The sequence below is a fragment of the Anaeropeptidivorans aminofermentans genome (assembly GCF_940670685.1).
GTDB lineage: Bacteria > Bacillota > Clostridia > Lachnospirales > UBA5962 > Anaeropeptidivorans > Anaeropeptidivorans aminofermentans.
Genome location: NZ_OW711693.1, coordinates 3,145,083 through 3,169,800 on the forward strand (window position 1 = coordinate 3,145,083; position 24,718 = coordinate 3,169,800).

General features: G+C 39.8%; 36 protein-coding genes. 6 read left to right on the forward strand and 30 right to left on the reverse strand.

Annotation, left to right across the window (positions count from 1 at the left end; all coding sequences use genetic code 11):
- Positions 1 to 37: 37 nt before the first annotated feature.
- The 24 genes from NBX03_RS13310 to NBX03_RS13425 form a co-directional block, all read right to left on the reverse strand.
- Positions 38 to 682 carry an adenylate kinase gene (locus NBX03_RS13310; RefSeq protein ID WP_250228261.1) on the reverse strand — a complete coding sequence of 215 codons (645 nt, stop codon included), beginning with the start codon at positions 680 to 682 and terminating at the stop codon, positions 38 to 40.
- A 209-nt stretch (positions 683 to 891) separates the two neighbouring features.
- Positions 892 to 2,148 carry a preprotein translocase subunit SecY gene (secY, locus tag NBX03_RS13315; protein ID WP_250228262.1) on the reverse strand — a complete coding sequence of 419 codons (1,257 nt, stop codon included), beginning with the start codon at positions 2,146 to 2,148 and terminating at the stop codon, positions 892 to 894.
- Positions 2,148 to 2,588 carry a 50S ribosomal protein L15 gene (gene rplO, locus NBX03_RS13320; RefSeq protein ID WP_250228263.1) on the reverse strand — a complete coding sequence of 147 codons (441 nt, stop codon included), beginning with the start codon at positions 2,586 to 2,588 and terminating at the stop codon, positions 2,148 to 2,150. The genes secY and rplO overlap by 1 nt, the downstream gene beginning before the upstream one ends.
- A gap of 19 nt (positions 2,589 to 2,607) precedes the next feature.
- On the reverse strand, positions 2,608 to 2,790 hold the full coding sequence (gene rpmD / locus NBX03_RS13325) for a 50S ribosomal protein L30 (RefSeq protein WP_250228264.1): 183 nt from the start codon (positions 2,788 to 2,790) through the stop codon (positions 2,608 to 2,610).
- Between the two features lie 13 nt (positions 2,791 to 2,803).
- Complete coding sequence (rpsE, locus tag NBX03_RS13330) at positions 2,804 to 3,307, reverse strand: 30S ribosomal protein S5 (protein ID WP_323373239.1); 504 nt, start codon at positions 3,305 to 3,307, stop codon at positions 2,804 to 2,806.
- 23 nt (positions 3,308 to 3,330) lie between these two features.
- On the reverse strand, positions 3,331 to 3,699 hold the full coding sequence (rplR, locus tag NBX03_RS13335) for a 50S ribosomal protein L18 (RefSeq protein WP_250228265.1): 369 nt from the start codon (positions 3,697 to 3,699) through the stop codon (positions 3,331 to 3,333).
- 18 nt (positions 3,700 to 3,717) lie between these two features.
- Positions 3,718 to 4,260: a 50S ribosomal protein L6 gene (gene rplF, locus NBX03_RS13340; RefSeq protein WP_250228266.1), complete on the reverse strand. Its 543-nt coding sequence runs from the start codon at positions 4,258 to 4,260 to the stop codon at positions 3,718 to 3,720.
- A 219-nt stretch (positions 4,261 to 4,479) separates the two neighbouring features.
- Complete coding sequence (rpsH, locus tag NBX03_RS13345; protein ID WP_250228267.1) at positions 4,480 to 4,881, reverse strand: 30S ribosomal protein S8; 402 nt, start codon at positions 4,879 to 4,881, stop codon at positions 4,480 to 4,482.
- A gap of 24 nt (positions 4,882 to 4,905) precedes the next feature.
- Positions 4,906 to 5,091, reverse strand: coding sequence for a type Z 30S ribosomal protein S14 (locus NBX03_RS13350; RefSeq protein ID WP_250228268.1), 186 nt, complete (start codon positions 5,089 to 5,091; stop codon positions 4,906 to 4,908).
- A gap of 13 nt (positions 5,092 to 5,104) precedes the next feature.
- Positions 5,105 to 5,644, reverse strand: a complete 540-nt coding sequence (rplE, locus tag NBX03_RS13355; RefSeq protein WP_250228269.1) for a 50S ribosomal protein L5 — start codon at positions 5,642 to 5,644, stop codon at positions 5,105 to 5,107.
- 25 nt (positions 5,645 to 5,669) lie between these two features.
- Entirely contained in the window at positions 5,670 to 6,002 is a 333-nt protein-coding gene (rplX, locus tag NBX03_RS13360; RefSeq protein WP_250228270.1) for a 50S ribosomal protein L24, read from the reverse strand.
- Positions 6,003 to 6,013: 11 nt separating this feature from the next.
- A complete protein-coding gene (gene rplN, locus NBX03_RS13365; RefSeq protein WP_250228271.1) occupies positions 6,014 to 6,382 on the reverse strand; it encodes a 50S ribosomal protein L14 in 369 nt (122 codons plus the stop codon).
- Between the two features lie 57 nt (positions 6,383 to 6,439).
- Entirely contained in the window at positions 6,440 to 6,694 is a 255-nt protein-coding gene (rpsQ, locus tag NBX03_RS13370; protein WP_267134856.1) for a 30S ribosomal protein S17, read from the reverse strand.
- An 18-nt stretch (positions 6,695 to 6,712) separates the two neighbouring features.
- Complete coding sequence (gene rpmC / locus NBX03_RS13375) at positions 6,713 to 6,925, reverse strand: 50S ribosomal protein L29 (RefSeq protein ID WP_250228273.1); 213 nt, start codon at positions 6,923 to 6,925, stop codon at positions 6,713 to 6,715.
- Complete coding sequence (rplP, locus tag NBX03_RS13380; RefSeq protein WP_250228274.1) at positions 6,915 to 7,355, reverse strand: 50S ribosomal protein L16; 441 nt, start codon at positions 7,353 to 7,355, stop codon at positions 6,915 to 6,917. The genes rpmC and rplP overlap by 11 nt, the downstream gene beginning before the upstream one ends.
- Positions 7,355 to 8,017: a 30S ribosomal protein S3 gene (rpsC, locus tag NBX03_RS13385; RefSeq protein ID WP_250228275.1), complete on the reverse strand. Its 663-nt coding sequence runs from the start codon at positions 8,015 to 8,017 to the stop codon at positions 7,355 to 7,357. Before rpsC ends, rplP begins: the two co-directional genes overlap by 1 nt.
- 11 nt (positions 8,018 to 8,028) lie before the next feature.
- A complete protein-coding gene (rplV, locus tag NBX03_RS13390) occupies positions 8,029 to 8,418 on the reverse strand; it encodes a 50S ribosomal protein L22 (RefSeq protein WP_250228276.1) in 390 nt (129 codons plus the stop codon).
- A gap of 25 nt (positions 8,419 to 8,443) precedes the next feature.
- Entirely contained in the window at positions 8,444 to 8,728 is a 285-nt protein-coding gene (gene rpsS / locus NBX03_RS13395) for a 30S ribosomal protein S19 (RefSeq protein WP_250228277.1), read from the reverse strand.
- 95 nt (positions 8,729 to 8,823) lie between these two features.
- Positions 8,824 to 9,654 (reverse strand): 50S ribosomal protein L2, encoded by an 831-nt coding sequence (rplB, locus tag NBX03_RS13400; protein ID WP_250228278.1) that lies wholly within the window; start codon positions 9,652 to 9,654, stop codon positions 8,824 to 8,826.
- Between the two features lie 170 nt (positions 9,655 to 9,824).
- Positions 9,825 to 10,124 carry a 50S ribosomal protein L23 gene (rplW, locus tag NBX03_RS13405; protein WP_250228279.1) on the reverse strand — a complete coding sequence of 100 codons (300 nt, stop codon included), beginning with the start codon at positions 10,122 to 10,124 and terminating at the stop codon, positions 9,825 to 9,827.
- Complete coding sequence (gene rplD, locus NBX03_RS13410; protein WP_250228280.1) at positions 10,124 to 10,747, reverse strand: 50S ribosomal protein L4; 624 nt, start codon at positions 10,745 to 10,747, stop codon at positions 10,124 to 10,126. The genes rplW and rplD overlap by 1 nt, the downstream gene beginning before the upstream one ends.
- Before the next feature lie 23 nt (positions 10,748 to 10,770).
- Positions 10,771 to 11,400 carry a 50S ribosomal protein L3 gene (rplC, locus tag NBX03_RS13415; RefSeq protein ID WP_250228281.1) on the reverse strand — a complete coding sequence of 210 codons (630 nt, stop codon included), beginning with the start codon at positions 11,398 to 11,400 and terminating at the stop codon, positions 10,771 to 10,773.
- 108 nt (positions 11,401 to 11,508) lie between these two features.
- Positions 11,509 to 11,823: a 30S ribosomal protein S10 gene (gene rpsJ / locus NBX03_RS13420; RefSeq protein WP_250228282.1), complete on the reverse strand. Its 315-nt coding sequence runs from the start codon at positions 11,821 to 11,823 to the stop codon at positions 11,509 to 11,511.
- A gap of 835 nt (positions 11,824 to 12,658) precedes the next feature.
- A complete protein-coding gene (locus tag NBX03_RS13425; protein WP_250228283.1) occupies positions 12,659 to 12,817 on the reverse strand; it encodes a hypothetical protein in 159 nt (52 codons plus the stop codon).
- Positions 12,818 to 12,944: 127 nt separating this feature from the next.
- On the opposite strand from NBX03_RS13425, the gene NBX03_RS13430 reads away from it, so the two are divergent.
- Positions 12,945 to 13,112, forward strand: a complete 168-nt coding sequence (locus NBX03_RS13430; RefSeq protein ID WP_250228284.1) for an Arc family DNA-binding protein — start codon at positions 12,945 to 12,947, stop codon at positions 13,110 to 13,112.
- 851 nt (positions 13,113 to 13,963) lie between these two features.
- On the opposite strand, the gene tuf is transcribed toward NBX03_RS13430, so the two are convergent.
- The 6 genes from tuf to NBX03_RS13460 form a co-directional block, all read right to left on the reverse strand.
- Entirely contained in the window at positions 13,964 to 15,157 is a 1,194-nt protein-coding gene (gene tuf, locus NBX03_RS13435) for an elongation factor Tu (protein ID WP_250228285.1), read from the reverse strand.
- A gap of 197 nt (positions 15,158 to 15,354) precedes the next feature.
- Positions 15,355 to 17,445, reverse strand: coding sequence for an elongation factor G (gene fusA, locus NBX03_RS13440; protein WP_267134857.1), 2,091 nt, complete (start codon positions 17,443 to 17,445; stop codon positions 15,355 to 15,357).
- A 97-nt stretch (positions 17,446 to 17,542) separates the two neighbouring features.
- Positions 17,543 to 18,013 (reverse strand): 30S ribosomal protein S7, encoded by a 471-nt coding sequence (gene rpsG / locus NBX03_RS13445; RefSeq protein ID WP_250228286.1) that lies wholly within the window; start codon positions 18,011 to 18,013, stop codon positions 17,543 to 17,545.
- A gap of 151 nt (positions 18,014 to 18,164) precedes the next feature.
- Positions 18,165 to 18,578, reverse strand: coding sequence for a 30S ribosomal protein S12 (gene rpsL, locus NBX03_RS13450; protein ID WP_250228287.1), 414 nt, complete (start codon positions 18,576 to 18,578; stop codon positions 18,165 to 18,167).
- 510 nt (positions 18,579 to 19,088) lie between these two features.
- Positions 19,089 to 19,355: a holin gene (locus tag NBX03_RS13455; protein ID WP_250228288.1), complete on the reverse strand. Its 267-nt coding sequence runs from the start codon at positions 19,353 to 19,355 to the stop codon at positions 19,089 to 19,091.
- 498 nt (positions 19,356 to 19,853) lie between these two features.
- Entirely contained in the window at positions 19,854 to 20,297 is a 444-nt protein-coding gene (locus tag NBX03_RS13460; RefSeq protein WP_250228289.1) for a hypothetical protein, read from the reverse strand.
- A gap of 276 nt (positions 20,298 to 20,573) precedes the next feature.
- Here NBX03_RS13460 and NBX03_RS13465 point away from each other — a divergent pair, with 276 nt between their 5' ends.
- The 5 genes from NBX03_RS13465 to NBX03_RS13485 all read left to right on the forward strand — a co-directional run bounded on the left by NBX03_RS13465 (position 20,574) and on the right by NBX03_RS13485 (position 24,663).
- Positions 20,574 to 20,858, forward strand: a complete 285-nt coding sequence (locus tag NBX03_RS13465; protein ID WP_250228290.1) for an ArsR/SmtB family transcription factor — start codon at positions 20,574 to 20,576, stop codon at positions 20,856 to 20,858.
- Positions 20,859 to 21,156: 298 nt separating this feature from the next.
- Positions 21,157 to 21,765, forward strand: a complete 609-nt coding sequence (locus NBX03_RS13470) for a TlpA family protein disulfide reductase (RefSeq protein WP_250228291.1) — start codon at positions 21,157 to 21,159, stop codon at positions 21,763 to 21,765.
- Positions 21,758 to 22,462 carry a cytochrome c biogenesis CcdA family protein gene (locus tag NBX03_RS13475; RefSeq protein WP_250228292.1) on the forward strand — a complete coding sequence of 235 codons (705 nt, stop codon included), beginning with the start codon at positions 21,758 to 21,760 and terminating at the stop codon, positions 22,460 to 22,462. The genes NBX03_RS13470 and NBX03_RS13475 overlap by 8 nt, the downstream gene beginning before the upstream one ends.
- Positions 22,463 to 23,029: 567 nt before the next feature.
- Positions 23,030 to 23,173, forward strand: coding sequence for a hypothetical protein (locus NBX03_RS13480; RefSeq protein ID WP_250228293.1), 144 nt, complete (start codon positions 23,030 to 23,032; stop codon positions 23,171 to 23,173).
- A 200-nt stretch (positions 23,174 to 23,373) separates the two neighbouring features.
- The gene (locus NBX03_RS13485; RefSeq protein ID WP_250228294.1) at positions 23,374 to 24,663 is read left to right on the forward strand and encodes an O-acetylhomoserine aminocarboxypropyltransferase/cysteine synthase family protein; all 1,290 of its coding nucleotides are present in this window, start codon (positions 23,374 to 23,376) and stop codon (positions 24,661 to 24,663) included.
- The last annotated feature ends 55 nt before the right edge of the window (positions 24,664 to 24,718 follow it).

The window sequence follows — 24,718 nt, forward strand, 5'->3', positions numbered from 1 at the left end:
GCATTTTGAACGAAGCATACGCTGGTTTCAGTAGAATTTACTGAGAGTTTGAAGTTTTCTGAAAGCCCTCTATGATAGATTCAGTAATTTCATCTATGGCGCCTTCGCCTGATACTTCAAGCAGCAAATTCCTCTTACTGTAAAAATCTATGATGGGCTCTGTCAACTCGTGAAAAACCCTAAGTCGTTCCATTACAGTTTCAGCTTTATCGTCTTCCCTCTGTACAAGCCCCGTTCCGCATACATCGCAGATATCGGCTACTTTAGGCGGAAAGTTCTTTATGTGGTACATCTGCCCGCATTTGGGACATACCCGCCTGCCTGTAAGCCTTTCTATAACTGAATCGTCCGAAAGCTTTACATAAACGGCCTTGTCTATCTCGGCAAATCCGGAAAGAGCCTCGGCCTGAAAAATCGTTCTAGGGAAGCCGTCTAATATATATCCTCTGGTGCATTCCGGCCCTTTGAGCTTTTCTTTTACGATTTCTATTACTAGCTCATCTGAAACCAGTCTGCCCGTATCCATAATATGCTGAATTTCCACACCGATTTCTGTTTTTCTGGCCATATGATCTCTCAAAATATCGCCAGTGGAAATGTGCTCGATATTATAATGTTTAGCCAGCCTTTTGGACTGGGTACCCTTGCCTGCGCCGGATACGCCCAGCAATACGATTTTCATTTCTACGCCTCCCAAATACTTGCAGGTGCTTGTTTAAACAATAATTACAGAGAGGCAATCAAGGTAAATATTTAAGTTTATAGTTAACAAACTTGATATAAAGTTTGTTAACTATAAATCTAGCTTACTTAAAATTGATTTATTAATAAGCTTGCCTGGTTTAAACAAGACTTTAAGCACCTTGCATTATAAAGCTCTAAGACTAAAATTTAACTTAAAAATCCTTTGTAATGTCTCATAAGAAGCTGGGATTCAAGCTGTTTTACTATTTCAAGGGCAACGCCTGTAACGATGAGAAGCGTAGTTCCGCCGAAACCTGCGCTCATGCCCAGCACCCACTGGAATATAATAGGGATAATAGCAAGCATTACGTAGAATCCGGAGCCTATTGTGGAAAGTCTTTTTACCGTTCTTGAAATATAGTCGCTTGTAGGCTTTCCTGGTCTGATACCAGGGATAAATCCGCCGTTCTTCTTCATGTTTTCAGCCATCTCTATAGGGTTCACCGCAAAAGAGGTATAGAAGAAGGTAAAGCATACGATAAGCGCAACATAAACCAATGCACCAACAGGATGGGTCATCGCAAGTATCTCGGAAGCCTTAGCAAGAGCCGGACTTGGGAAGAATCCGTAAATGGTTGCAGGAAGCTGCACTAAGCTTATGGCAAAGATGATGGCCATAACGCCGGCTATATTTACCTTAATGGGTATATAAGAGCTTTGCCCGCCGTACATCTGGCGGCCTACCATTTTCTTTGAATACTGAACGGGAATTCTTCTTTCACCGTCCTGAATCAATATAGCAAAGGCAATAAGGAGAATAAAGGCTACAGCCAATACCAGCGTAACTATAACTCCTACTGCACCGTTACTTGCTGCATAGGAGTACATTCTCATTAAAGAGGAAGGTACGCCTGCAAGTATATTTGAGAAAATGATAAATGAGGAACCATTTCCTATGCCTCTTTCCGTAGCAAGCTCTGAAAGCCACATAACGAAAATAGTACCAGTAACTAATGATAAAGTAGCCATTATCCATGTAAGCATGTTTGCATGGATAAATAAGCCGTCGGCGTTGAGTGAAAATACGGTTCCGGCTCCCTGAAGAGCTGCAAGGGCAACTGCCACAATCCTGGTATACTGATTGATTTTCTTGCGTCCTTCTTCGCCTTCCTTCTGCATCTGCTCAAGCCTTGGAATAGCAACAGTTAAGAGCTGCATTATAATCGAAGAAGTGATATAAGGGCCGATACCCATTTGGAATATGGTTCCTATACCGCCTCCTGCAATTGTTGCAAAAAGCGTTCTGTTGGTTCCTGAGGAACGAACGAACTGCCATGCAGTGAGATTAATGCCGGGAAGAGGTATTGCAGAACCAAGTCTATATACGGCAACGACCATAACGGCGTATAAGAGCTTTTTCCTTATATCCTTAACTTTCCATGCGTTAGTGAATACGCTAAACATTAAATCACCTCTGCTTTTCCGCCTGCTGCCTCAATCTTTTCAATCGCTGTCTGTGAAAAATAATTTACCTTAACAGTGAGTTTTTTATCTAATTCGCCATGACCTAATATCTTAACGCCATCTCTTGGGTTTGAAATCAAGCCTTTGCCTTTTAACGTATCGATGGTTACCTCATCTCCGTCTTCAAATACGGAAAGCTGGAAAACATTTAAAGAAATAATCTCTTTAGAATTTCTGCATTTGAAGCCTCTTTTGGGAAGTCTTCTGAAAAGTGGCATCTGGCCGCCTTCAAATCCCGGTCTTACACCGCCGCCTGAACGAGCCTTCTGGCCCTTATGTCCCTTTCCGGCAGTTTTTCCATTACCTGAGCCGTGACCTCTACCTACTCTAAACTTTTTTGTTTTTGAGCCGGGAGCCGGACTTAATTCGCCTAAGTTCATTTGCGCACCTCCTTTAGAATTATATTTCTTCAACCTTTACCAGATGAGAAATGTGTTTAATCATGCCTCTCATTGCGGCATTGTCCTTCTGGGTAACTGTTTTGTTAAGTTTTGTGAGGCCTAAAGCAGCAGCAGTCTTCTTGTGCTTTGGCTTTGCGCCTATGGTAGACTTCACTAAAGTTATTTTTAATTCGTTCGCCACTTATTTTTCCTCCTTAACCTAAAAGCTCTTCCAGGCTCTTACCGCGGAGTCTGGCAACTTGTTCTGGAGTCTTAATAGAGCTTAAGCCGTTAATCGTAGCGTTAACTACGTTTCTCTTATTGTTTGAGCCTAAGGACTTCGTTCTTACGTTACGAATGCCTGCAAGCTCCAATACTACACGAACAGGGCCGCCTGCGATAACTCCGGTACCGTCTGGAGCAGGCTTTAAAAGCACTGATGCAGCTCCGAAATGTCCTGTAATCTCATGATACAAGCTGTCTACCTCGTTCTTTTCTATATAAATCATGTTTTTCTTAGCATCTTCCTTGCCTTTACGGATAGCCTCAGGAATTTCCGCTGCTTTTCCTAAGCCTACGCCTACATGGCCGTTTTCGTCTCCAACAACGACCAATGCTGCAAAACGGAAGGTTCTACCACCCTTAACAACTTTTGTAACCCTTTTAATGGTAACAACCTTGTCTTTAAGGTCAAGTGTACTCGGATCGATTTTGTTCAAGATTTTCCCTCCTTTAACCAAAATTAAAAATTCAGGCCGGCTTCTCTGGCAGCGTCTGCAAGAGCCTTAACTTTACCGTGGTATACATATCCGCCGCGGTCAAATACTACTTCTGTTATGCCCTTTTCTACTGCCCTTTTACCGATCTCGGCGCCTATTATCTTCGCTGCTTCTACGTTAGATGTGCTCTTAAGGCTTTCTGCAAGAGACTTCTCCATAGTAGAGGCTGCCGCTAAAGTGTGGCCTGCCACATCGTCAATAAGCTGAGCGTAAATATGGCTGTTTGACCTGAATACTGCCAATCTTGGCTTTGAAGCTGTGCCGTTTATTTTATTTCTAAGCCTGTAATGGCGTTTTTCTCTAGCCTTACTTCTCGATGGCTTCATAATCATATGGATTTCACCCCTTTACTATTTCTTACCGGTTTTTCCGACTTTACGTCTAACCTTTTCGCCTGCGTATCTGATACCCTTGCCCTTATAAGGCTCAGGAGCACGTTTGGATCTGATTTCGGCCGCATACTGGCCTACTTTTTCCTTATCAATACCGGAAACGGTTATTTTATTGGTTCCTTCAACCGTAGAGGTAACACCCTCCGGGTCTGTCATTTCTACCGGGTGTGAATATCCAAGAGTTAATGTAAGCTTATTGCCTGCCTTAGCAGCCCTATAGCCTACACCTTGAATTTCAAGGTTCTTAACGTAACCGTTGGTAACGCCCTCAACCATATTGAATATTAAAGCCCTGGTTAAACCATGCAATGCTTTATGCTTTTTTAACTCACTCGGTCTTGTAACTACAATGTGACCGTCTTCAATCGCGATATTCATGTCATCAACCAATTTTCTCTGAAGAGTTCCCTTAGGCCCCTTCACGGTTAAAAGGTTGCCTGCCTCTAATTTTACGTCTACTCCCGCTGGAATAGCAACAGGCATTCTTCCTATACGTGACATGTTCTGCACCTCCTAGTTAGTGTAATAAAAATGCGAATGGTTCTACGCATTTTTATGAAACGGTTTCCTACTCTTTGTGTAGGAAAAACTTCCTTGATTTGTTTTTCTGCACTTTAGTGCAGAATAAACTTCATTGCTTTCATAATGCGAATGCTTCTACGCATTTTTATGAATTGTCTTCCTTTGCTTTAGCAAAGGATAGACTTCCCTGATTCCTTCTTACCAAACGTAAGCTAATACCTCTCCGCCTACATTGAGCTTTCTTGCATCTCTATCTGTGATAATGCCCTGATTTGTTGAAACAATGGCTGTGCCAAGTCCGTTTAATACTTTGGGCATGTCTTCGCAGTTGGCGTAAACTCTGAGGCCGGGCTTTGATATTCTCTTAATGCCTGAAATAACCTTTTCGTTCTTGCTCTTGCCGTATTTTAAAGTAACGCGGATTGTTTTTTTGATTCCGTCTTCAATGACTTCGTAACCTTTAACATAACCTTCGTTTACTAAGATATCTGTTATGGCAATTTTAACTCTCGATGCAGGTATATCTACAGTGTCATGCTTTGCACTGTTCGCATTTCTTATTCTTGTAAGCATATCTGCAATTGGATCTTGCATTGACATTTATAAAAACCTCCCTTCCCTCATTTACCAACTTGCCTTCTTAACACCAGGAATCTGGCCCTTGTAGGCTAAATTTCTAAAGCAAATACGGCAGATGCCATATTTTCTGAGAACAGCGTGTGGCCTTCCGCAAATTTCGCATCTTGTATAAGCTCTGGTGGAAAACTTAGGGGTACGCTGCTGTTTTATTTTCATTGACGTTTTAGCCATGATCTATCCTCCCTTACTTTCTAAATGGCATGCCGAAAAGTGTAAGAAGCTCTTTTGCTTCTTCATCGGTCTTTGCAGTAGTAACAAATACAATATCCATGCCTCTAATTTTGTCTATTTTATCATACTGGATTTCAGGGAATATAAGCTGCTCGCGAATACCTAAGGTATAATTTCCTCTACCGTCAAACGCGTCGGGATTTATACCTCTGAAGTCACGAACACGAGGAAGAGCAACGTTTATAAGTCTGTCTGCAAAGGAATACATTTTGTCTGCCCTTAAGGTAACTTTGCATCCAATGTTCATTCCAGCCCTTAATTTGAAAGCTGCAACGCTCTTTTTTGCCTTTGTTACTATAGGCTTCTGACCGGATATAATGGCCATGTCGTTAACGGCTGCTTCCAATACTTTAGGATTTTCCTTCGCCTCTCCAAGACCCATGTTTACAACGATCTTTTCGATTTTAGGAACTTCCAATTTATTTTTATATGAAAATTTCTTCATCATAGCGTCTACTACTTCAGCTTCATAAAATTCTCTAAGCCTGTTCACTTAAGAAATACCTCCTTCCCAAATACTAATCTATAACCTCGCCTGTGGATTTGGCTATGCGCTTTTTAACTGTTACTTTCTTTCCGTTTTTCTCTGTTTCTTCAAGCTTATAGCCAATTCTTGTAGGCTTTCCGTTGTGAATATACATAACATTAGAAGCGTGGATCAGGGCTTCTTTATTGATGATTGAGCCCGGCTGGCCGCCTCTTGGCTTCGTGTGGCGGTGAATCATATTCACGCCTTCAACGATAAGACGGTTGCTCTTTCTGTCCACATGGAGGACCTTGCCCTCTTTGTCTTTATCTTTACCGGCAATAATAACTACTTTATCGCCTCTTTTAATTTTCATATTGCTCACCTTCGCACCTCCTATAATACTTCCGGGGCCAGAGAAAGAATTTTCATATAATGTCTCTCTCTAAGTTCCCTGGCTACCGGCCCGAAAATACGTGTGCCTCTTGGGTTTTTATCATCTTTTATGATTACGGCTGCATTATCGTCGAAACGAATATAGCTTCCATCAGGACGGGAAACGCCCTTTTTCGTACGAACGATAACGGCTTTCACAACATCGCCCTTCTTTACAACGCCGCCGGGTGTTGCATCTTTAACGCTGGCGATGATAACGTCTCCTACGTTGCCGTATCTTCTGGTGGAACCGCCTAATACGCGGATACATAATAACTCTTTTGCTCCGGAATTATCGGCAGCAACGAGTCTGGTTTCCTGTTGTACCATTTTGATTTACCTCCTAGATAATGAAGTAAAAATGCTTTAAAAGCATTTTCTCCGGAACTATTTTGCTTTTTCTATGATTGAAACCAAACGCCATCTTTTCTCTTTAGAAAGAGGACGGGTCTCCATAACCCTAACTGTATCGCCGATGCCGCATTCATTGTTTTCGTCATGGGCTTTCAATTTATAGGTTCTTTTTATGATTTTTTTGTAAAGTGGGTGTCTAACTTTATTTTCAACAGCAACGACGATGGTTTTATCCATTTTGTCGCTGACAACCTTGCCAACTCTTACTTTACGAAGATTTCTTTCCACTTGGAATTCCTCCTCTCACTATTTAATCAGGCCTTTTTGCTTCTGAGTTATCACTGTTTGTATTCTTGCGATGTTCTTGCGAACGTCGTTTATTCTTGCTGTATTATCAAGCTGGTTGGTAGCATTTTGGAATCTTAAGTTGAATAATTCCTTCTTTGCGTTTACAAGCTCAGTTTTTAACTCAGCATCTGATTTTTTATTTAAATCATCAACGAAATTCTTAGTTTTCACTGCTATCACCATCCATTTCCTGTTCTGCACGTGAAACTATTTTAGATTTAATAGGCAACTTATGAATAGCAAGCCTTAAAGCTTCCCTAGCGGTTTCTTCATCAACGCCGGCGATCTCAAACATTACTCTGCCGGGCTTAACAACTGCTACCCAGTATTCAAGAGAACCTTTTCCGCTACCCATACGGGTTTCAGCAGGCTTTGTGGTGATTGGTTTATCAGGGAATATTTTAATCCAAACCTTACCGCCACGTTTAATGTGTCTTGTCATAGCGATACGGGCAGCCTCTATCTGATTCGATGTAACCCAGCCCGGATCCATTGCAACGATACCGTATTCACCGTAAGTTATGGTATTGCCTCTTAAAGCTTTACCTTTCATACGGCCTCTGAATTGTTTACGTCTTTTTACTCTTTTAGGGCTTAACATTATTTATCGCTCCCTTCCCTTTTAGATGCTTTTTCAGGAAGAACTTCACCTTTATAAATCCATACCTTTACGCCTGTTTTTCCGTAGGTTGTATTTGCTTCGGCAAAACCGTAATCGATATCCGCCCTCAAAGTCTGAAGGGGAATAGTTCCGTCGTGGTAATGCTCTGTTCTAGCCATATCGGCACCGCCTAAACGGCCTGAGCACTGTGTTTTGATACCAAGAGCGCCCATTTTCATAGTACGGCTCATGGATTGTTTCATAGCCCTTCTGAATGTAACGCGGCTTTCAAGCTGCTTTGCAATATCTTCTGCAACAAGCTGTGCGTCTAACTCGGGACGTTTGATTTCTTCTATATTGATAAGCACCTTCTGCTCGGTCATCTTCTGAAGCTCGTCGGAAAGCTCTTGGATAGCCGCGCCGCTTCTTCCTATGATAATACCGGGTTTCGCTGCATATATTGTGATTCTAACTCTCTCGGAGGTTCTCTGAATTACGATTCTTGAAACTCCAGCAGAAAAGAGTTTTTCTTTTATATATACTCTAAGCTTATTGTCTTCCACTAAATACTTGGAAAAATTGTCTTTTCCCGCATACCATACAGAATCCCAGTCTTTAATAATGCCGACTCTGAGTCCATGGGGATTAACTTTTTGGCCCATTGTTTACCTCCTTATCTTTCATTAAGAATAATGGATATATGACTTGTTTTCTTTAATATCCTGTAAGCTCTGCCTTTCGCTCTGGGACGTATTCTCTTCATTGTAGGTCCCTGATTGGCAAAAACTTCTTCAACAAAAAGCTTGTCTACATCCATACCCAAATTGTTTTCTGCATTGGCAACAGCGGAATTCAATACCTTCAATATAACATCTGCTGCATATCTAGGAGAATATGTCAAAAGCCCTTTTGCCATGGCGATATCTTTGCCCTTAATCTGATTAAGAACAATTCTTGCCTTTGTATCTGACACACGCACGAATCTTGCGTGAGCTTTAGGGCGGTTATCTCTGTTTTTTTCGTTTCTTTCTTTCTTTATCTGACTTCTATGCCCTTTTGCCATTTCTTAAAACCTCCTTCCAAACGAATTAACGAACCTTAGACTTCTTATCGGCGTCTTTACCGTGACCTCTGTAAGTTCTTGTCAAAGCGAACTCGCCAAGCTTATGTCCAACCATATCCTCTGTTATATAAACAGGCACGTGTTTTCTTCCGTCGTGAACGGCTATGGTGTGCCCAATCATTTCAGGGAAAATCGTAGAACGGCGGGACCATGTTTTAATCACATTTTTTGTGTTTGCTTTGTTCTGCTCTTCAACTTTTTTAAGAAGGTGGTCGTCTGCAAACGGGCCCTTTTTAAGTGATCTACTCAATTCTTTTTCCTCCTTTTTAAAAACTTCAGGCAGCCTTTAACGATTTACTGCCTATATGGAATAATCTCACTCCCCAAAGGGGAGGGTAAGCTCTATTATTTAGTACGTTTGTGAATAATGTACTTGTTGGAAGCTTTGTTTTTCTTCCTTGTTTTATAGCCAAGCGCTGGCTTGCCCCAAGGTGTAGAAGGTGCCGGACGTCCGATAGGCGCCTTGCCTTCGCCACCGCCGTGAGGATGGTCGTTGGGGTTCATTACGGAACCTCTTACGGTAGGTCTGATGCCCATGTGACGTTTACGTCCGGCTTTACCTACTGTGATAAGCTCGTGATCAATATTTCCAACCTGTCCTACTGTGGCTCTGCAATCGATAGGAAGAAGTCTCATTTCTCCGGAGGGAAGTCTAACTGTTGCATACTTGCCTTCTTTTGCCATAAGCTGAGCGCTGTTTCCTGCGGAACGAACAAGCTGACCGCCAACACCCTTTTTCATTTCGATATTGTGGATTTCAGTACCGATAGGAATGTTTTTCATAGGAAGCGCGTTTCCTATTTTAATTTCTGCGTCTGGGCCGCTTACTAAAACATCGCCAACTTTTAATCCGTAAGGAGCTAAAATATATCTTTTCTCTCCATCGGCGTAGAATAAAAGCGCTATATTAGCAGTTCTGTTAGGATCGTATTCGATTCCCTTAACTGTTGCCGGCACTCCGTCTTTATTTCTTTTAAAGTCGATGATTCTGTATTTTTTCTTGGCTCCGCCGCCGTGATGACGAACGGTAATTTTACCCTGGTTGTTTCTGCCGCTGAACTTCTTAATCTGAACAACGAGGCTTTTTTCCGGTGTGCTCTTAGTGATCTCGGAAAAATCAGAAACCGTCATATGTCTTCTTGACGGGGTATATGGTTTATATCTTTTAACGCCCACGATTTTACTTCCTTTCTATGGTATGGTTAATGGCGTGTCTGAAAAGAGAATTTATACTCTTTTCAAGCACTTATTGTAATTTTCCATACTTTTCTCTGTCCCATACTTTTGAAGCGAGGCTTCTAAACAGATAATTTGCGAAAAATTACTGATAAAGAGTTATCAATAGATTACATTCCCTGGAATAACTCTATTTCTTTGCTTTCAGCCTTAAGCTGAACAATTGCTTTTTTCTTCTTTGCAGTAAGACCGGAGGTTGCGCCTCTTCTTCTTACTTTGCCTTTTAAGTTGATTGTGTTTACATATTCAACTTTTGTTCCTTCAAACATCTTCTCAACAGCGTCCCTAATCTGAACCTTTGTTGCGTCTGTGTGTACGTAGAAGGTATACTTTTTGTCGGCCATGTCATTCATGGTCTGCTCTGTTACTACAGGCTTCAAAATTACGTCATAGTATTTTAAATCTGCCATTATGCGTACACCTCCTGCATTTTTTCAACAGCTTCTTTTGTTACTACGAAATTTTCGAATTTTAATATATCGTAAACATTAATGGAGTTTACTCCGGCTGTTTTTACATTTGGAAGATTTCTTGCAGAAAGAAGAACATTTTTATTGTCGCTGCCTTCTAAAACGAAAAGCGCCTTATTAAGATTAAGGGAATCAACAACCTTCTTCATTTCCTTTGTTTTGATCTCGTTTAATTTAAGATCCTCCAAAACAATGAGTTTTTCCTCTATTACCTTCTGGGATAAAGCGGACTTGAGCGCAAGTCTCTTCACCTTCTTGTTTAATTTAAAGGAATAATCTCTTGGCTTCGGAGCAAATACTACACCGCCGCCCTTCCACTGGGGTGAACGGATAGAGCCTTGACGTGCCCTTCCTGTTCCTTTTTGTCTCCAGGGCTTTCTGCCGCCGCCTCTTACTTCAGCGCGGGTTTTAGCAGACTGTGTGCCTTGTCTTTGATTTGCCAGATACTGAACTACGCTCATGTGAACAACGTCCATATTGGGTTTTATGCCGAATATGTCATCGTTAAGCTCCATTTCGCCTGTTTTCTGTCCATTCATATTGTATACTGAAACTTTAGCCATCTTACTTCCTCCTTTCCAAAAGATTAGGCCTTAACGCTATCTTTAATGCAGATAACAGAGCCTTTGGCGCCTGGTATTGCGCCCTTAATCAATATAAGGTTCTTTTCCGCGTCGGCACGTACGATTTCAAGATTCTGAATTGTAACGTTTTCGCTACCCATGTGACCTGCCATTTTCTTGCCCTTAGGAACTTTACCGGGGCTGGTGGCGGAACCCATGGAGCCTACGCCTCTGTGATATTTGGAACCATGAGCCATAGGTCCTCTTGACTGACCATGTCTCTTGATTGGGCCCTGATAGCCTTTTCCTTTGGAAACGCCGGAAACGTCAACCTTGTCTCCCGGAGTAAAGATATCTGCCTTAATTTCAGAACCGATTTCGTATCCTGAAATATCGTCAAGCCTGAACTCTCTTAATACCTTTTTAATCGCAACGCCTGCTTTTGCAAAATGTCCTTTTTCAGGCTTTGTGAGATGTTTTTCTTTTACATCGCCAAATCCTATCTGAACTGCGTTGTAACCGTCGGTTTCAACTGTTTTCTTCTGAACTACTGGGCATGGGCCGGCTTCAATAACAGTAACCGGAATCATGATGCCTGTGTCGGAGAAAACTTGTGTCATACCGATTTTCTTGCCAATAATCGCTTTCTTCATTAAATATGCACCTCCTGATCTCTACAGCGGATTACCCTTTTGGGCAATCATTCTAGGGTTAATATCTAGGAGTTCTAGTTATATAAAAACCCTAAAGTTGGTAATTGATTAGTTCATAATCTTTAATGTAATATCCACACCATCGGGAAGATCAAGGCGAGTTAACGCGTCAACCGTCTTTGGTGTAGGCATTAAAATGTCGATTAACCTTTTATGTGTTCTCATCTCGAACTGCTCGCGGCTGTCTTTATACTTATGAACAGCTCTAAGTATAGTAACAACTTCCTTCTTTGTTGGAAGAGGAATGGGGCCGGAAATTTCAGCGCCTGTCTTCTTCACCGTGTCGATGATCTGAGCCACAGACTTGTCGATAAGCTTGTGATCATAAGCCTTAAGGTTAATACGGATTTTCTGATTTGCCATAAAAAAAGTCCCTCCTTCTCGTACTTTAACTTTCTCAGCACGACAGTCAAGACTGTTACACTTTGCCGGGTGTGTCATAAATCTAAACACAAATTATATCTTTCGTAAGATTAATTTTCCCGATATTATGTTACAGTGACTTTGTCGCCCGGTTTCTTGAACTGGACATTGGCACCGTGAAACGGCACAAGGAAAACCTTGGTATCTAAGAAAAGATATGCCTTCGCTCATGGAAATTACCTGCATTATGCAGCAACCTTCCACATCATCGCTTTATGGCAACTGGGTATAAAGCCCTATGGGCATAATATCCCTGCCAAATGTCACAACGTTAAGATTATACTATAATAAAAGCTCCTATGCAAGGTTTTTTTGAAAAAATCCTTTATATTTCATGTTTTCTTTATAGAAAAACCATATTTTGTAAAATTTTATATTACACAGGGTATTTTATAGAATATTTAGCCGACATAAGTTTATTTCTAGCAAAATAGACTTCTTTTCGATAATACAGTAAAATAGCTTTAAAGCAATAACAAAAACCTATTTTTATAAGCGGTTTAGTATAATAGGAGCGCTTATATTAAGCCCTTCATAGTCAACAAAGATGAAAATATCTTTGGGAGCGTTCACCTGAAAACCCTTTTACAGCTTCCCTGTAAGTATTTTCAGATTCACTAAGTATAAAATATACGGTTTTTGTTACTCTAATTAAATTATTTTACTATATCAAGCGGAATTAAAATAATACAAGGTAAGCTTGTAAAGTATTTTAGGTGAGTGTCCCTTTATGATTAACAAATTTTAAACCAAGTTTGTTAATCATAGTATTCTGCTAATTTTCCGGTTTTTTATTGTTTAATTCTTTTAGGCTGCCTGTATCTTCATCTTTGATGTATTCTTCTTCGCATTTACGCTTTGCTTCAATAAGAAGTTCAATAGCGTCTTCAACCTTTGCAGCAAGCTGAAAATACATTTCTTTATAATCCGGCATATTTTAACCACCTTTCTAGCAATAACATTTATTATATGGTGTTGTCATATTGATGTCAATACCGTTCATGAGTGTTAAATTATGCTATCTTTTTCTTAAAAGGTGACACCAAAAGGAGGTCTTTCTTATGCCGTCAAAGCTACCGCAATTTACTGTACGAATCGATCCGAAGCTTCTTTTAAAGCTCCGCTATATAGCGGAATATAATGCCCGTTCAGCTAATCGGGAAGTAGAAATGCTTATAAAAAAGCATGTGGAGGGCTTTGAAAAGGCCCATGGTAAAATAGAGCTTTAATATTTTAATCATACTCTATATTTAAATCAAAAGGCAGAAAACACCATGAATTATGGGTTTTCTGCCTTTAATATAGTTATATAAAAGTAAAACAGCCGCAAAAGCCTATTGTCTATAGTTTAAATATACAGGTTTCCCCAGAAAGCAGCATATTTTTGAGTCTTTAGGGAATAGATTTTTATTACTTCCTATGAGAAATTTACTATACATGCAGCTCAAAGATACCCTCTTTAGAGGTCAGCCGCTTGGCTTGCCTTATCCTGAGGACCTGAATGGATAGTGCATACAGATAAAACCCTGACTGCCGTTTCAGGCAAACGCCGTGAAACAATCTGCTGCAGACCTCCGTATATTTGACTTGCTAGCCGTAATAGAAAAAGAAAAGCTGTGTTGCAACAGGAGTTCCCCTGATAAAAAACACCCAAACTTTTAAAATCTGGCTGAACCCCTGCCAATTGTAAAACCGCTAATAACAATACCTGATTTCGACTAATATAGCTTTTTTATAGTTGTATATCCAATAAAATTGGATTGTAAGACAATCTAAACCACAGCTTTTAAGTTCACAGAGCATCTTTAAAACACATCTGCCGTTCTCTGAGCTCATGCCTTTTTATACTACTCAAAAACATATGGAATTGTCTTTATCATAAATAAACTTAATCTCTTTTTAAGTTTATTTATGATAGTATATTTCTTTTAAAATGTATTTTAGGGTTTATTCGGCTATACGGTTTTGTTTCTGTTTCATTTTAAATTCACTGTAACCGTCCCTGATTAAACATTAAGAAGCTTTAAACAAAAAAAAAGGGTATTGCAATCTGCAATACCCTTTTAATTATTAAGCTAAATTACTTAACGATTTCGGAAACGTTTCCAGCGCCAACAGTTCTTCCGCCTTCACGGATAGAGAATGTAAGACCCTGCTCCATAGCGATAGGAGTAATAAGCTCGATGTTCATTTCTACGTTATCGCCAGGCATGCACATTTCAGTGCCTTCTGGTAAAGTGATAACGCCTGTAACGTCTGTAGTTCTGAAATAGAACTGTGGACGGTAGTTATTGAAGAAAGGTTTGTGACGTCCGCCCTCTTCCTGAGTTAAAACGTAAACCTGAGCTTTGAAGTTTGTGTGAGGTGTGATTGAGCCTGGTTTTGCAAGAACCTGTCCTCTTTCGATTTCAGTTCTCTGAACACCACGAAGAAGCGCACCAATGTTGTCACCGGCCTGAGCCTGATCAAGAAGCTTATGGAACATTTCAACACCAGTTACAACAACTTTACGTGGAGCTTCGGATAAACCAACGATTTCAACTTCCTCAGAAACTTTAACAGTTCCTCTTTCTACACGGCCTGTAGCAACAGTTCCGCGGCCAGTGATTGAGAATACGTCCTCAACAGGCATTAAGAAAGGTTTGTCTGTATCTCTTTCTGGGTCTGGAATATAGCTGTCAACAGCTTCCATAAGCTCGATTATTTTATCTGCCCAAGGGCCGTTAGGATCTTCAAGAGCCTGAAGACCGGAACCTCTGATTACAGGGATATCATCGCCTGGGAAGTTGTACTCGGAAAGAAGCTCTCTGATTTCCATTTCAACTAAGTCAAGAAGCTCTTCGTCATCAACCATGTCACATTTGTTCATCCAAACAACCATCTTGGGAACACCAACCTGACGGCTTAAGAGAATATGCTCTCTTGTCTGAGCCATAGGACCGTCTGTAGCAGCAACAACTAAGATAGCGCCGTCCATCTGAGCAGCACCAGTAATCATGTTTTTAACGTAGTCAGCATGTCCTGGGCAGTCAACGTGAGCATAGTGACGGTTAGGAGTCTCATACTCAACGTGTGTTGTAGAAATAGTGATACCGCGCTCTTTTTCCTCAGGAGCCTTGTCGATTTTATCGAAAGCAACTTCTTCACCTAAGTTATATTTAGTATGGAGAACCTTTGTTATAGCAGCAGTAGTAGTAGTTTTACCATGGTCAACGTGTCCGATGGTTCCGATATTAACGTGTGGTTTGGTTCTTTCAAATTTAGCCTTACCCATTCTTCTTTTCCTCCTTAAAAATTAAGAAATATTGATTTCATTAATTTAATATGCTTTGTATATTTATCTACTACATTATATTAATTTTATTATAATAATGCAAGCTTTTGTTCAATCCTTAAAACAAGCTTTATTTAAGCCCTGCTCCACTCTAAGGAGGCTGTTTAAGGAATTAAATTACCTTAATGCGAAGACTTTTAGTCTACGCTTTTGCCGGAAATGATTTTTTCCTGAATTGACTTTGGAACAGGATCAAAATGATGAACTTCCATAGCGTATACGCCGCGGCCCTGTGTCTTTGAACGAAGGTCTGTAGCATATCCGAACATTTCTGCAAGAGGTACATAGGAATGGATAATCTGAGCATTATTTCTTGCTTCCATACCTTCTATACGTCCCCTACGGCTGTTAACGTCACCAATAACATCGCCCATGTATTCCTCGGGAACAGTGATATCAACTTTCATAATAGGCTCTAAGAGAATCGGGTCACCTTTTCTCATCGCTTCTTTAAATGCCATACTACCGGCTATTTTAAACGCCATTTCAGATGAGTCAACATCATGGTAGCTTCCGTCATAAAGAGTCGCTTTTACGCCCAATACGGGATAGCCGCCGATGATACCGGACTGCATTGCTTCTTTGATACCGTTGTCAACTGCAGGGATATATTCTCTTGGAACAACGCCGCCTACGATAGCGTTAACGAATTCATAAGGCTTATCTGCGTCATTTGCGTCCATAGGTTCAAAACGAACCTTACAATGACCATACTGACCGCGGCCGCCGGACTGTTTAATATACTTGCCTTCAACCTCAACGGATTTTGTAAATGCTTCTTTATATGCAACCTGAGGCTTACCAACATTTGCTTCTACCTTAAACTCTCTTAAAAGTCTGTCAACGATAATTTCAAGGTGAAGTTCTCCCATACCGGAAATAATCGTCTGTCCTGTGTCGTTATTGGTATAGGTTCTGAAAGTTGGGTCTTCCTCGGAAAGCTTTGCAAGAGCAATACCCATTTTATCTCTGCCTGCTTTTGTTTTAGGCTCAATAGCAACGTCAATAACAGGTTCAGGGAAATTCATGGATTCAAGAATAACCTCGTTGTTTTCAAAGCAGAGGGTATCACCTGTAGTTGTAAACTTAAGGCCTACGGCGGCGGCAATGTCGCCTGAGTAAACCTTGTCTATTTCCTGACGGTGATTGGCATGCATCTGAAGGATACGGCCTATTCTTTCCTTTTTACCCTTAGTAGAGTTATATACGTAAGAACCGCTTTCTAAAACGCCTGAGTAAACCCTGAAGAAAGCAAGCTTTCCTACGAAGGGGTCGTTCATGATTTTAAAGGCAAGAGCTGAAAACGGCTCTGTATCGGATGAACGTCTTTCAACCTCTTCCTGCGTATCAGGGTCAATACCCTTTATAGCAGGAATATCTATAGGTGAAGGCATATATTCAACAACACCGTCAAGAAGCTTCTGTACGCCTTTGTTTTTATAAGCGGAGCCGCAGAAAACAGGGATGACATCGGTTGCGATGCAGGCCTTTCTCATGGCTTTTTTAAGCTCTTCAACAGTTGGTTCCTCACCTGAGAGATATTTTTCCATAAGCTCTTCATCGGTTTCGGAAATTGACTCAACCATTGCAAATCTCATTTCTTCCGCTTTTTCTTTGTAATCATCGGGAATATCTATAACAGAAATATCATCGCCTTTATCATCATTGTAGATATAGGCCTTCATTTCCATCAAATCAATAACACCTTTAAATAAATCCTCGGCACCAATAGGGATTTCAACAGGAACCGCATTGGCTCCAAGTCTTTCTTTTATCATGGAAACCACGTTATAAAAATCGGCGCCCATAATATCCATCTTATTTACAAATGCCATTCTTGGCACATGATATTTATCGGCTTGACGCCAAACTGTTTCAGACTGAGGCTCAACGCCGCCTTTGGCGCAGAAAACACCTACGGCACCATCAAGCACTCTTAAGGATCTTTCTACCTCTACTGTAAAGTCAACGTGTCCCGGCGTATCAATTATATTAATTCTGTTGTTCTCCCACTGTGTTGTAGTGGCAGCAGATGTAATGGTAATTCCTCTCTCCTGCTCTTGTTCCATCCAGTCCATAGTGGCTGTACCCTCATGGGTATCGCCGATTTTATAAGTACGGCCTGTATAGTACAATATACGTTCAGTAAGAGTCGTTTTACCTGCATCGATATGCGCCATAATCCCGATATTACGTGTTTTTTCCAGTGGGAAAGCTCTACCTGACACAATTACTCCTCCTTCATAAACTTAGGCCTTTAAAGAAAAATTCCTTTAAAGGTCACTAAAACTTCTTTATACGAATTTTATTTTAAATCCGTATATATTACCATTTATAATGGCTGAATGCCCTGTTGGCTTCTGCCATCTTATGCACTTCTTCTTTTTTCTTAACGGAACCGCCTGTTGAATTTAAAGCGTCTAATATTTCATTAGCAAGACGGTCTTCCATCTTTCTTTCGCTTCTTCTTCTTGAGTAGGTCACAAGCCATCTAAGGCCTAATGCCTGCCTTCTTTCAGGGCGGATTTCCATAGGAACCTGATATGTTGCACCGCCTACACGTCTCGCTTTAACCTCGAGAACGGGCATGATGTTATTGAGCGCTTCTTCGAAAGACTCTAAAGCATCGGCGCCTCTTTTATCAGCTACCTGACTAAATGCGTTATATACGATTTTCTGAGCAACGCCTTTTTTGCCGTCCAGCATAATTGAGTTTATAAGCTTTGTAACAACTTTAGAATTGTACAAAGGATCCGGCAAAACGTCTCTTTTGGGTACATGTCCTTTTCTTGGCACGTTACTTCCCTCCTTAATCAAAATAATTCTATCAAAGGTACTCGCAAAGGTTAAACCCTCACGTTCATGCCTAATACTTTATATAATCATTCTTTCGGCAGATTGTAAAATATTAAGCAAGTGAAAGCTTTAAGCACTAAGGGCAAAAAGCCTATTTTTTACCGCGCTTAGCGCCGTATTTGGAACGAGCCTGTTTTCTCTTGGCAACACCTGCAGTATCAAGAGTTCCGCGAACGATGTGATAACGCACACCGGGAACGTCTTTAACCCTACCGCCTCTGATAAGAACAACGCTATGCTCCTGAAGGTTGTGGCCTTCGCCTGGGATATAAGCTGTTACTTCCATACCGTTTGAAAGACGTACCCTTGCAATTTTACGTAATGCAGAGTTAGGCTTTTTAGGTGTAGCTGTTTTAACAGCCGTACAAACTCCTCTTTTCTGAGGGCTGTGTGCGTCAGTCATTCTTTTTCTTAAAGTGTTTAAGTTTTTCTGAAGAGCTGGCGCAGTTGACTTGCGTTTGTTAACTTGTCTGCCTTTTCTTACCAACTGGTTAAATGTCGGCATATTGCACCTCCTTAATTTTACAATTGAGCTGCCTTCGGGGCATTCTGTTCTGCTCCCTTCAGCGCTCTATCTGCCTAAGATATATTTTTTGCTGATGTCCTTATTTTTGGCAGATTAAAAAAACTGCCTAAATTCGGCATACTATAAAATTATAATCCTGAGATTTCATTTTGTCAATATTTTTTTAATTTATAATGAAACCAATAAATTCAAGTATTTGCCTATACTAAAAAGATAAAAATAAAAATCAGACGGCTAAAAATATCCTTTCCATATTAAATCATTGTTATGAGAATGTTTATAGTAAATTTAAAGTTAAATAGTAGCAAAACCGTATATTCACGAAGGCTCAAAAATGTACCGTTTCCGAAGGAAATCCGTGTTTTTGAGCCTGCCGGGAATAGGTTTTTGCTGCTTCTTTATGATAAATTTACTATATTTCCATTTTTACAATGGATAAAAGGTTAAAACCGCAAAAAAAGCATGGGGGTCACCCCATGCTTTTTTATATTATCTTTCTTCCTTTATTCCTTCAATCACATTTTTCTGTGAGCTATATAAGCCGCTGGCGGAAAGCCCTGCGATTATTCCGTTAAATATACCGAGCCTTATATCCTCGGGTACAATAAGTATGGAAAGTAAAATTCCTATGGCAATATTTAAAATAGGAATATATTTTACATTTATGCCAAGGCCCTTTGCAATTTGGGCAATTCCCATAATAATGCCTACTTGGACGGCCATTCCCGTCATATCTGAAATAGTATTGATACTCATAAAATATCATTCCTTTCAATAAGATTTGGATTGCAGAACAATCTAAACGATTATAGTAAATTTAAAGTTAATACCGTAATAAAACCCTATATTTACTTTGACTCATAAATGTATCATTTACAGAGGAAATCCATGTTTTTGAGCCTATCGTAATATACCTTAAACAGGGTAACAAAAAGCGTATATTTTGAATGGCTTCATTTAAACGCTTCTACAGATGAAGCCATTTATAAAGAATAGTTTTTTGTTACTGCCTTAAAGCTATATTACTATATTAGTGAATCGGTTTTATTACATCTTTACAGAAAATTTACTATGTGCCCTAAGTTCACAGAACATTTCTGAACCATATCCTCCCTGTTTTCTAAGTTCGTGTTCATCATTAATAATAAAGTAAGCTTTTAACAGCTCACCGCCCTAAAGAAATCATCTTCCTTATATATATATTATTAAAGGGGGAATTAAATTGATGTATTTATTGAAATAATTATATATTTTTTAAATCCCGTCGGCCCATTGAATCATCTTTGTTATTGCCGCATCGTGATGCCTGAAGCAGGTGGCTCTGCTCATATAAGTCCTCATGGGAATAATATCCCATTTTAAGCCTAAAATGTATCTTGCTTCTATTACTTTTCTTTCTTCCTCTGTAAGCATGTCCATAAGGCTTGTAATCTTTTTTTGAGCAGAATATATTTCTTCCACGTTTTCAAAAAGCTTATTAAGGCGTTTTTCATATTCTTCCGTTATTTTAACGGCCTTTTCGTAGGTTTCGTCTTTAAATCTGTTTCCCGATGGAAGCCCCGAAGGATTATATGCCTTTGCCTCTCTTATGGAATTTACGGATTCTTTTATAAGCTTTATTTCTTCTTGGAGCCTATATACTGTCTTCGTCATGTTTTTATAATTGATAAGCATGTCCTTCATTTCTTCAAAAGTCATCTTTATCCTCCTTTTATTGTCCATTCGGCAACATATCGTTATATTTGTTTCTTGTATTATCTCATGTTGTATGTTTATTGTCAACTTATTTTAAATAATATTATATATTTGGCAATATAGGTTTTGATATTGCATAAAAGCTTTTAAAATAAGACATATGCCCGTAAATAGTGTATAATTTCTATTTACATATAATATTCTCCAGAAGAAGCAATTGACAAAAAAGGGATATTAAATTACTATATCTGAATATAAGAATATAAGGTGATGATATTTATGAGTTCAAACCTGGACAAATATGAAAAAAAAGCTGAAATGCTGAAAGCTCTTGCCCATCCCCTCCGCCTCAGAATATTAGAAGAGCTGTGTGTAAACAATACGAATGTGACGGCGCTCTATACAAAGCTTAATGTTCCCCAGTCTTCCGTATCAAGACATCTTGCCGTTTTAAGGCATGCAGGAATCGTTTCCGGGGAGCGGAACGGCCTTGAGGTGGATTACTGCTTAGATTGCGCCAGAATGGACGATTTTATCAAGGTTCTCATAAACAGCAATAAATAATAAAGGGCATAAATGCGAACTTCTAACATGTATAGTAAATTTAAAATTAAACAGGAACAAAACCGTATATTCACAAGGGCTCAAAATGTACTGTTCTAAAGAACTCCGTGTTTTTGAGCCTATAGGGAATCGGTTTTTCTTACTTCTTTACAAAAATTTGCTATTTCATAAAACCTATAAAAGGTACTATATCCTGTAAACCTTTTTAGCAATCAAGCTCCTTTAATTTAACGCAAATGGAAACCTTCGGCTTAATATTTCTTTGCAAGAGCGGCGTTTCAAAGAAAGGATGTTTTTATTGAAGAAAATAATATATTTAGTTTTATCCCTTTCCATGGTATTGCTATTTGCTTCCTGCAGTTCCTCTGATGGAAATGAAAGCAGTACGCAAAGCACCTCTCCGCCATCAGAAGAGGCCTCTGAATCCCCTTCTGCCGAGCCTTCCGAAGATGCTTCGGAAAGTGCAACCACCTTAGCCGATTTGCCTCCTGTACCTGATTTTGAGCTTACATCAATGGACGGTGAAACTTATACGCTTTCCGATTACACAGGTAAAACCGTGGTGCTTAACTTCTGGGCCAGCTGGTGCCCTCCCTGTAAGGCAGAAATGCCGGATTTTCAAGAGCTTCATGACAATTATGCAGAAGAAGACGTTGTCATTTTGATGCTGAATCAAACTTTTGGAAGAGAAACAAAGGCAGACGCCGATAAATTCATAGAAGAAAATGAATATACCTTTCCTGTTCTTTACGACTACGGCGAAGTGGGATATTCCATATTTGGAGTTCAGAGCTACCCTACAACCGTTGTTATTAACAGCGAAGGTTATCTTTCAGGTTTTGTAATCGGAATGACCGACTATGATGCCGTAGTAAAGCTAATAGAGGAGGCTCAGGGCGATGCTTAACCAAATAGCCCCCGAAATGACTTTATCTCTCGTAGCTCTGGTTTTTTCAGAGGGTTTTTTAGCCTTCCTCTCTCCTTGTATATTGCCGATGCTTCCCGTATATCTTATGTATCTTTGCGGCGGAAATAGCGTCGATTCCAACAAGAAAAAACTGATTATCAACACCTTAGGCTTTATTGCAGGCTTTGCCGTAATATTTGTACTGCTCGGTGCCGCCGCTTCAGGCATAGGGAGCCTTTTAAGCGCTCACAGAAATGCCCTTTCAAAAATAGGCGGCGTAATCATGATTTTATTCGGCCTCAATTACATAGGTCTCCTGAAAATTCCTTTTCTGAATAAGGTAACTTCCTTAGAGGCAAACACCAGTAATTTGAATTTCTTTTCAAGCGCAGTATTCGGCGCCGCCTTTTCCGTAGGCTGGACCCCTTGCCTTGGGGCATTCCTTGGGGCCGCCCTCCTTATGGCCTCCAATACTTCCACATTATACGCAGGGATTTTTCTTCTCTTTGTATTTTCTGTAGGCCTGGGAATCCCCTTTTTACTTACAGCCTTATTATGGAATAAACTCCAAGGGGCTATGGGATTTATAAAAAGAAATTTCAAGACCATAAAAATTATCTCCGGAGGTCTTTTGATATTTATAGGGCTCTTAATGGTATTGGATTTATTTAATGCGTATCTGAACTTCTTTTCCTAAAAGATATTTTAAGGCCGAAGGTATATGCCTTCGGCCTTTTATTTCTTTCAATTAATCTTATAGTAAATAAAGACAAAAATGTCTTTATTTACTATACATAGATATTTTCTTAAAAACTATTTATAGTAAATTTCTTATAAAGAGCAACAAAAACCGATTCGCTTCAACTAAAAAACGTGGATTTCCTTTGGAAACAGTATATTTTTGAACGATCGTGAATATACGGTTTTATTACTGTTTCACTAAACTTACTATACTCCTCATCTTTGTATATCTTCACAATTTTTTATGTTTATATAGATGAATCCGTAATAATTTTATTAACTCTTAGCTTTATGGGGCAAAAAAACGAAAATATTCTGTATGCCCAATGGAATAATTTTATATAATTTAAACAGAATATCTATGTTTCATTAATTTTTTCGGTAAATTCTATTCAAAATTCAAAGTTGATTAATAATGCCCCTTATGGTATACTATTAAAAATTTCAGAAGAAACTTTGATTTATAAACTTTATACTTAAATTCTGATTACTTATTTTCAAAATCTCTTTAGGAGGAAGCTTCATGCAGAATAACAATGTTATTTTCAAAAGCATAATGCCTATGTATATGCACATGTGTATGCCCATGTGCTGGTTTTGCTATACAGAAAATAACAATATGCATGCTTCTTCATATACCTCTAAAAGGGTTGAAAACGCAATATAAATTTTAAGATTTCATGTAATTTAATCTTAATACCTTTATATGGCAGGGAGCGATGCTCCCTGCCATTTTTTTAAGAGCAAGGCCCGAGGGCCTTATATAAATCTTTCCTCTATACAAATATAGTAAATTAACTTTAAAATTTAAGAACCCTATTCTAAAGTTAAATAAGTATATACTCTGATTCAAGAAAGGATGATATTATGAGCAATAACGAGAAAAAAGGCTATCGTTTTGAAACTATACAGGTACACGCAGGGCAGGAAAGCCCCGATCCTGCGACAGGGGCAAGGGCTGTTCCAATTTACCAGACTACGTCTTATGTTTTTGATAACTGTGACCATGCAGCGGCTCGTTTTGGTCTTGCCGACGCCGGAAATATTTACGGAAGGCTTACGAATCCCACACAGGGTGTGTTTGAAGAGCGTATTGCCGCTTTAGAAGGCGGTGTTGCCGCCCTTGCGCTTTCAAGCGGAGCAGCGGCAGTTACTTATACAATTCAGGCCCTTGCAAAAGCAGGAGATCATATCGTTTCTCAAAAGACCATTTACGGCGGTTCCTACAATCTTTTTGCCCATACATTCCCCCAGTATGGAATTACTACTACCTTTGTAGATATACACAATGAAAGCGAAGTAAAAGAAGCCGTTAAGGAAAATACAAAGCTTATCTTCATAGAAACCTTAGGAAACCCCAACTCCGACGTTTCAGACATAGAAAATTTAGCTAAAATTGCCCATGATAATAAAATTCCCCTCGTTATAGACAATACCTTCGGTACCCCTTATCTGATACGCCCCATAGAATACGGCGCCGACATCGTAATTCATTCCGCTACAAAATTCCTCGGCGGCCATGGAACAACTCTCGGCGGTGTTATCGTAGACAGCGGAAAATTTGACTGGGAGGCCTCCGGGAAATTCCCTGCATTAACAGAGCCTAACCCAAGCTACCATGGTGTAAGCTTTACGAAAGCCGTAGGCCCTGCCGCCTTCGCAACTTATATCCGCGCCATTATCCTTAGAGATATGGGAGCTACTTTATCTCCTTTCCACGCCTTTTTATTCCTCCAAGGCCTCGAAACCCTTTCCTTAAGAGTAGAACGCCACGTTGAAAATGCCCTTAAAGTAGTTGATTACCTTAAGAACCATCCTAAGGTTGCAAAGGTAAACCATCCTTCTCTAAAAGAAGACCCTACTCACGAGCTTTATAATAAGTATTTCCCTAACGGCGGCGGCTCCATATTTACCTTTGAAATAAAAGGCGGTGCGGAGGAAGCAAAGAACTTTATTGATAAGCTTAAGCTTTTCTCCTTGCTTGCAAACGTTGCAGACGTTAAGTCTCTTGTAATCCACCCTGCTTCTACCACTCATTCCCAGATGAATGAAAAAGAGCTTGAAGCCTCCGGTATTAAGCCCAATACCATCCGTTTCTCCATCGGTATAGAGCATATAGACGATATCTTAAATGATATAGAGCAGGCCTTTGAATAAGCTTATATTAAATAAAAGCATCAATCCGGAAGCATTTTATTCGGATTGCATCTTT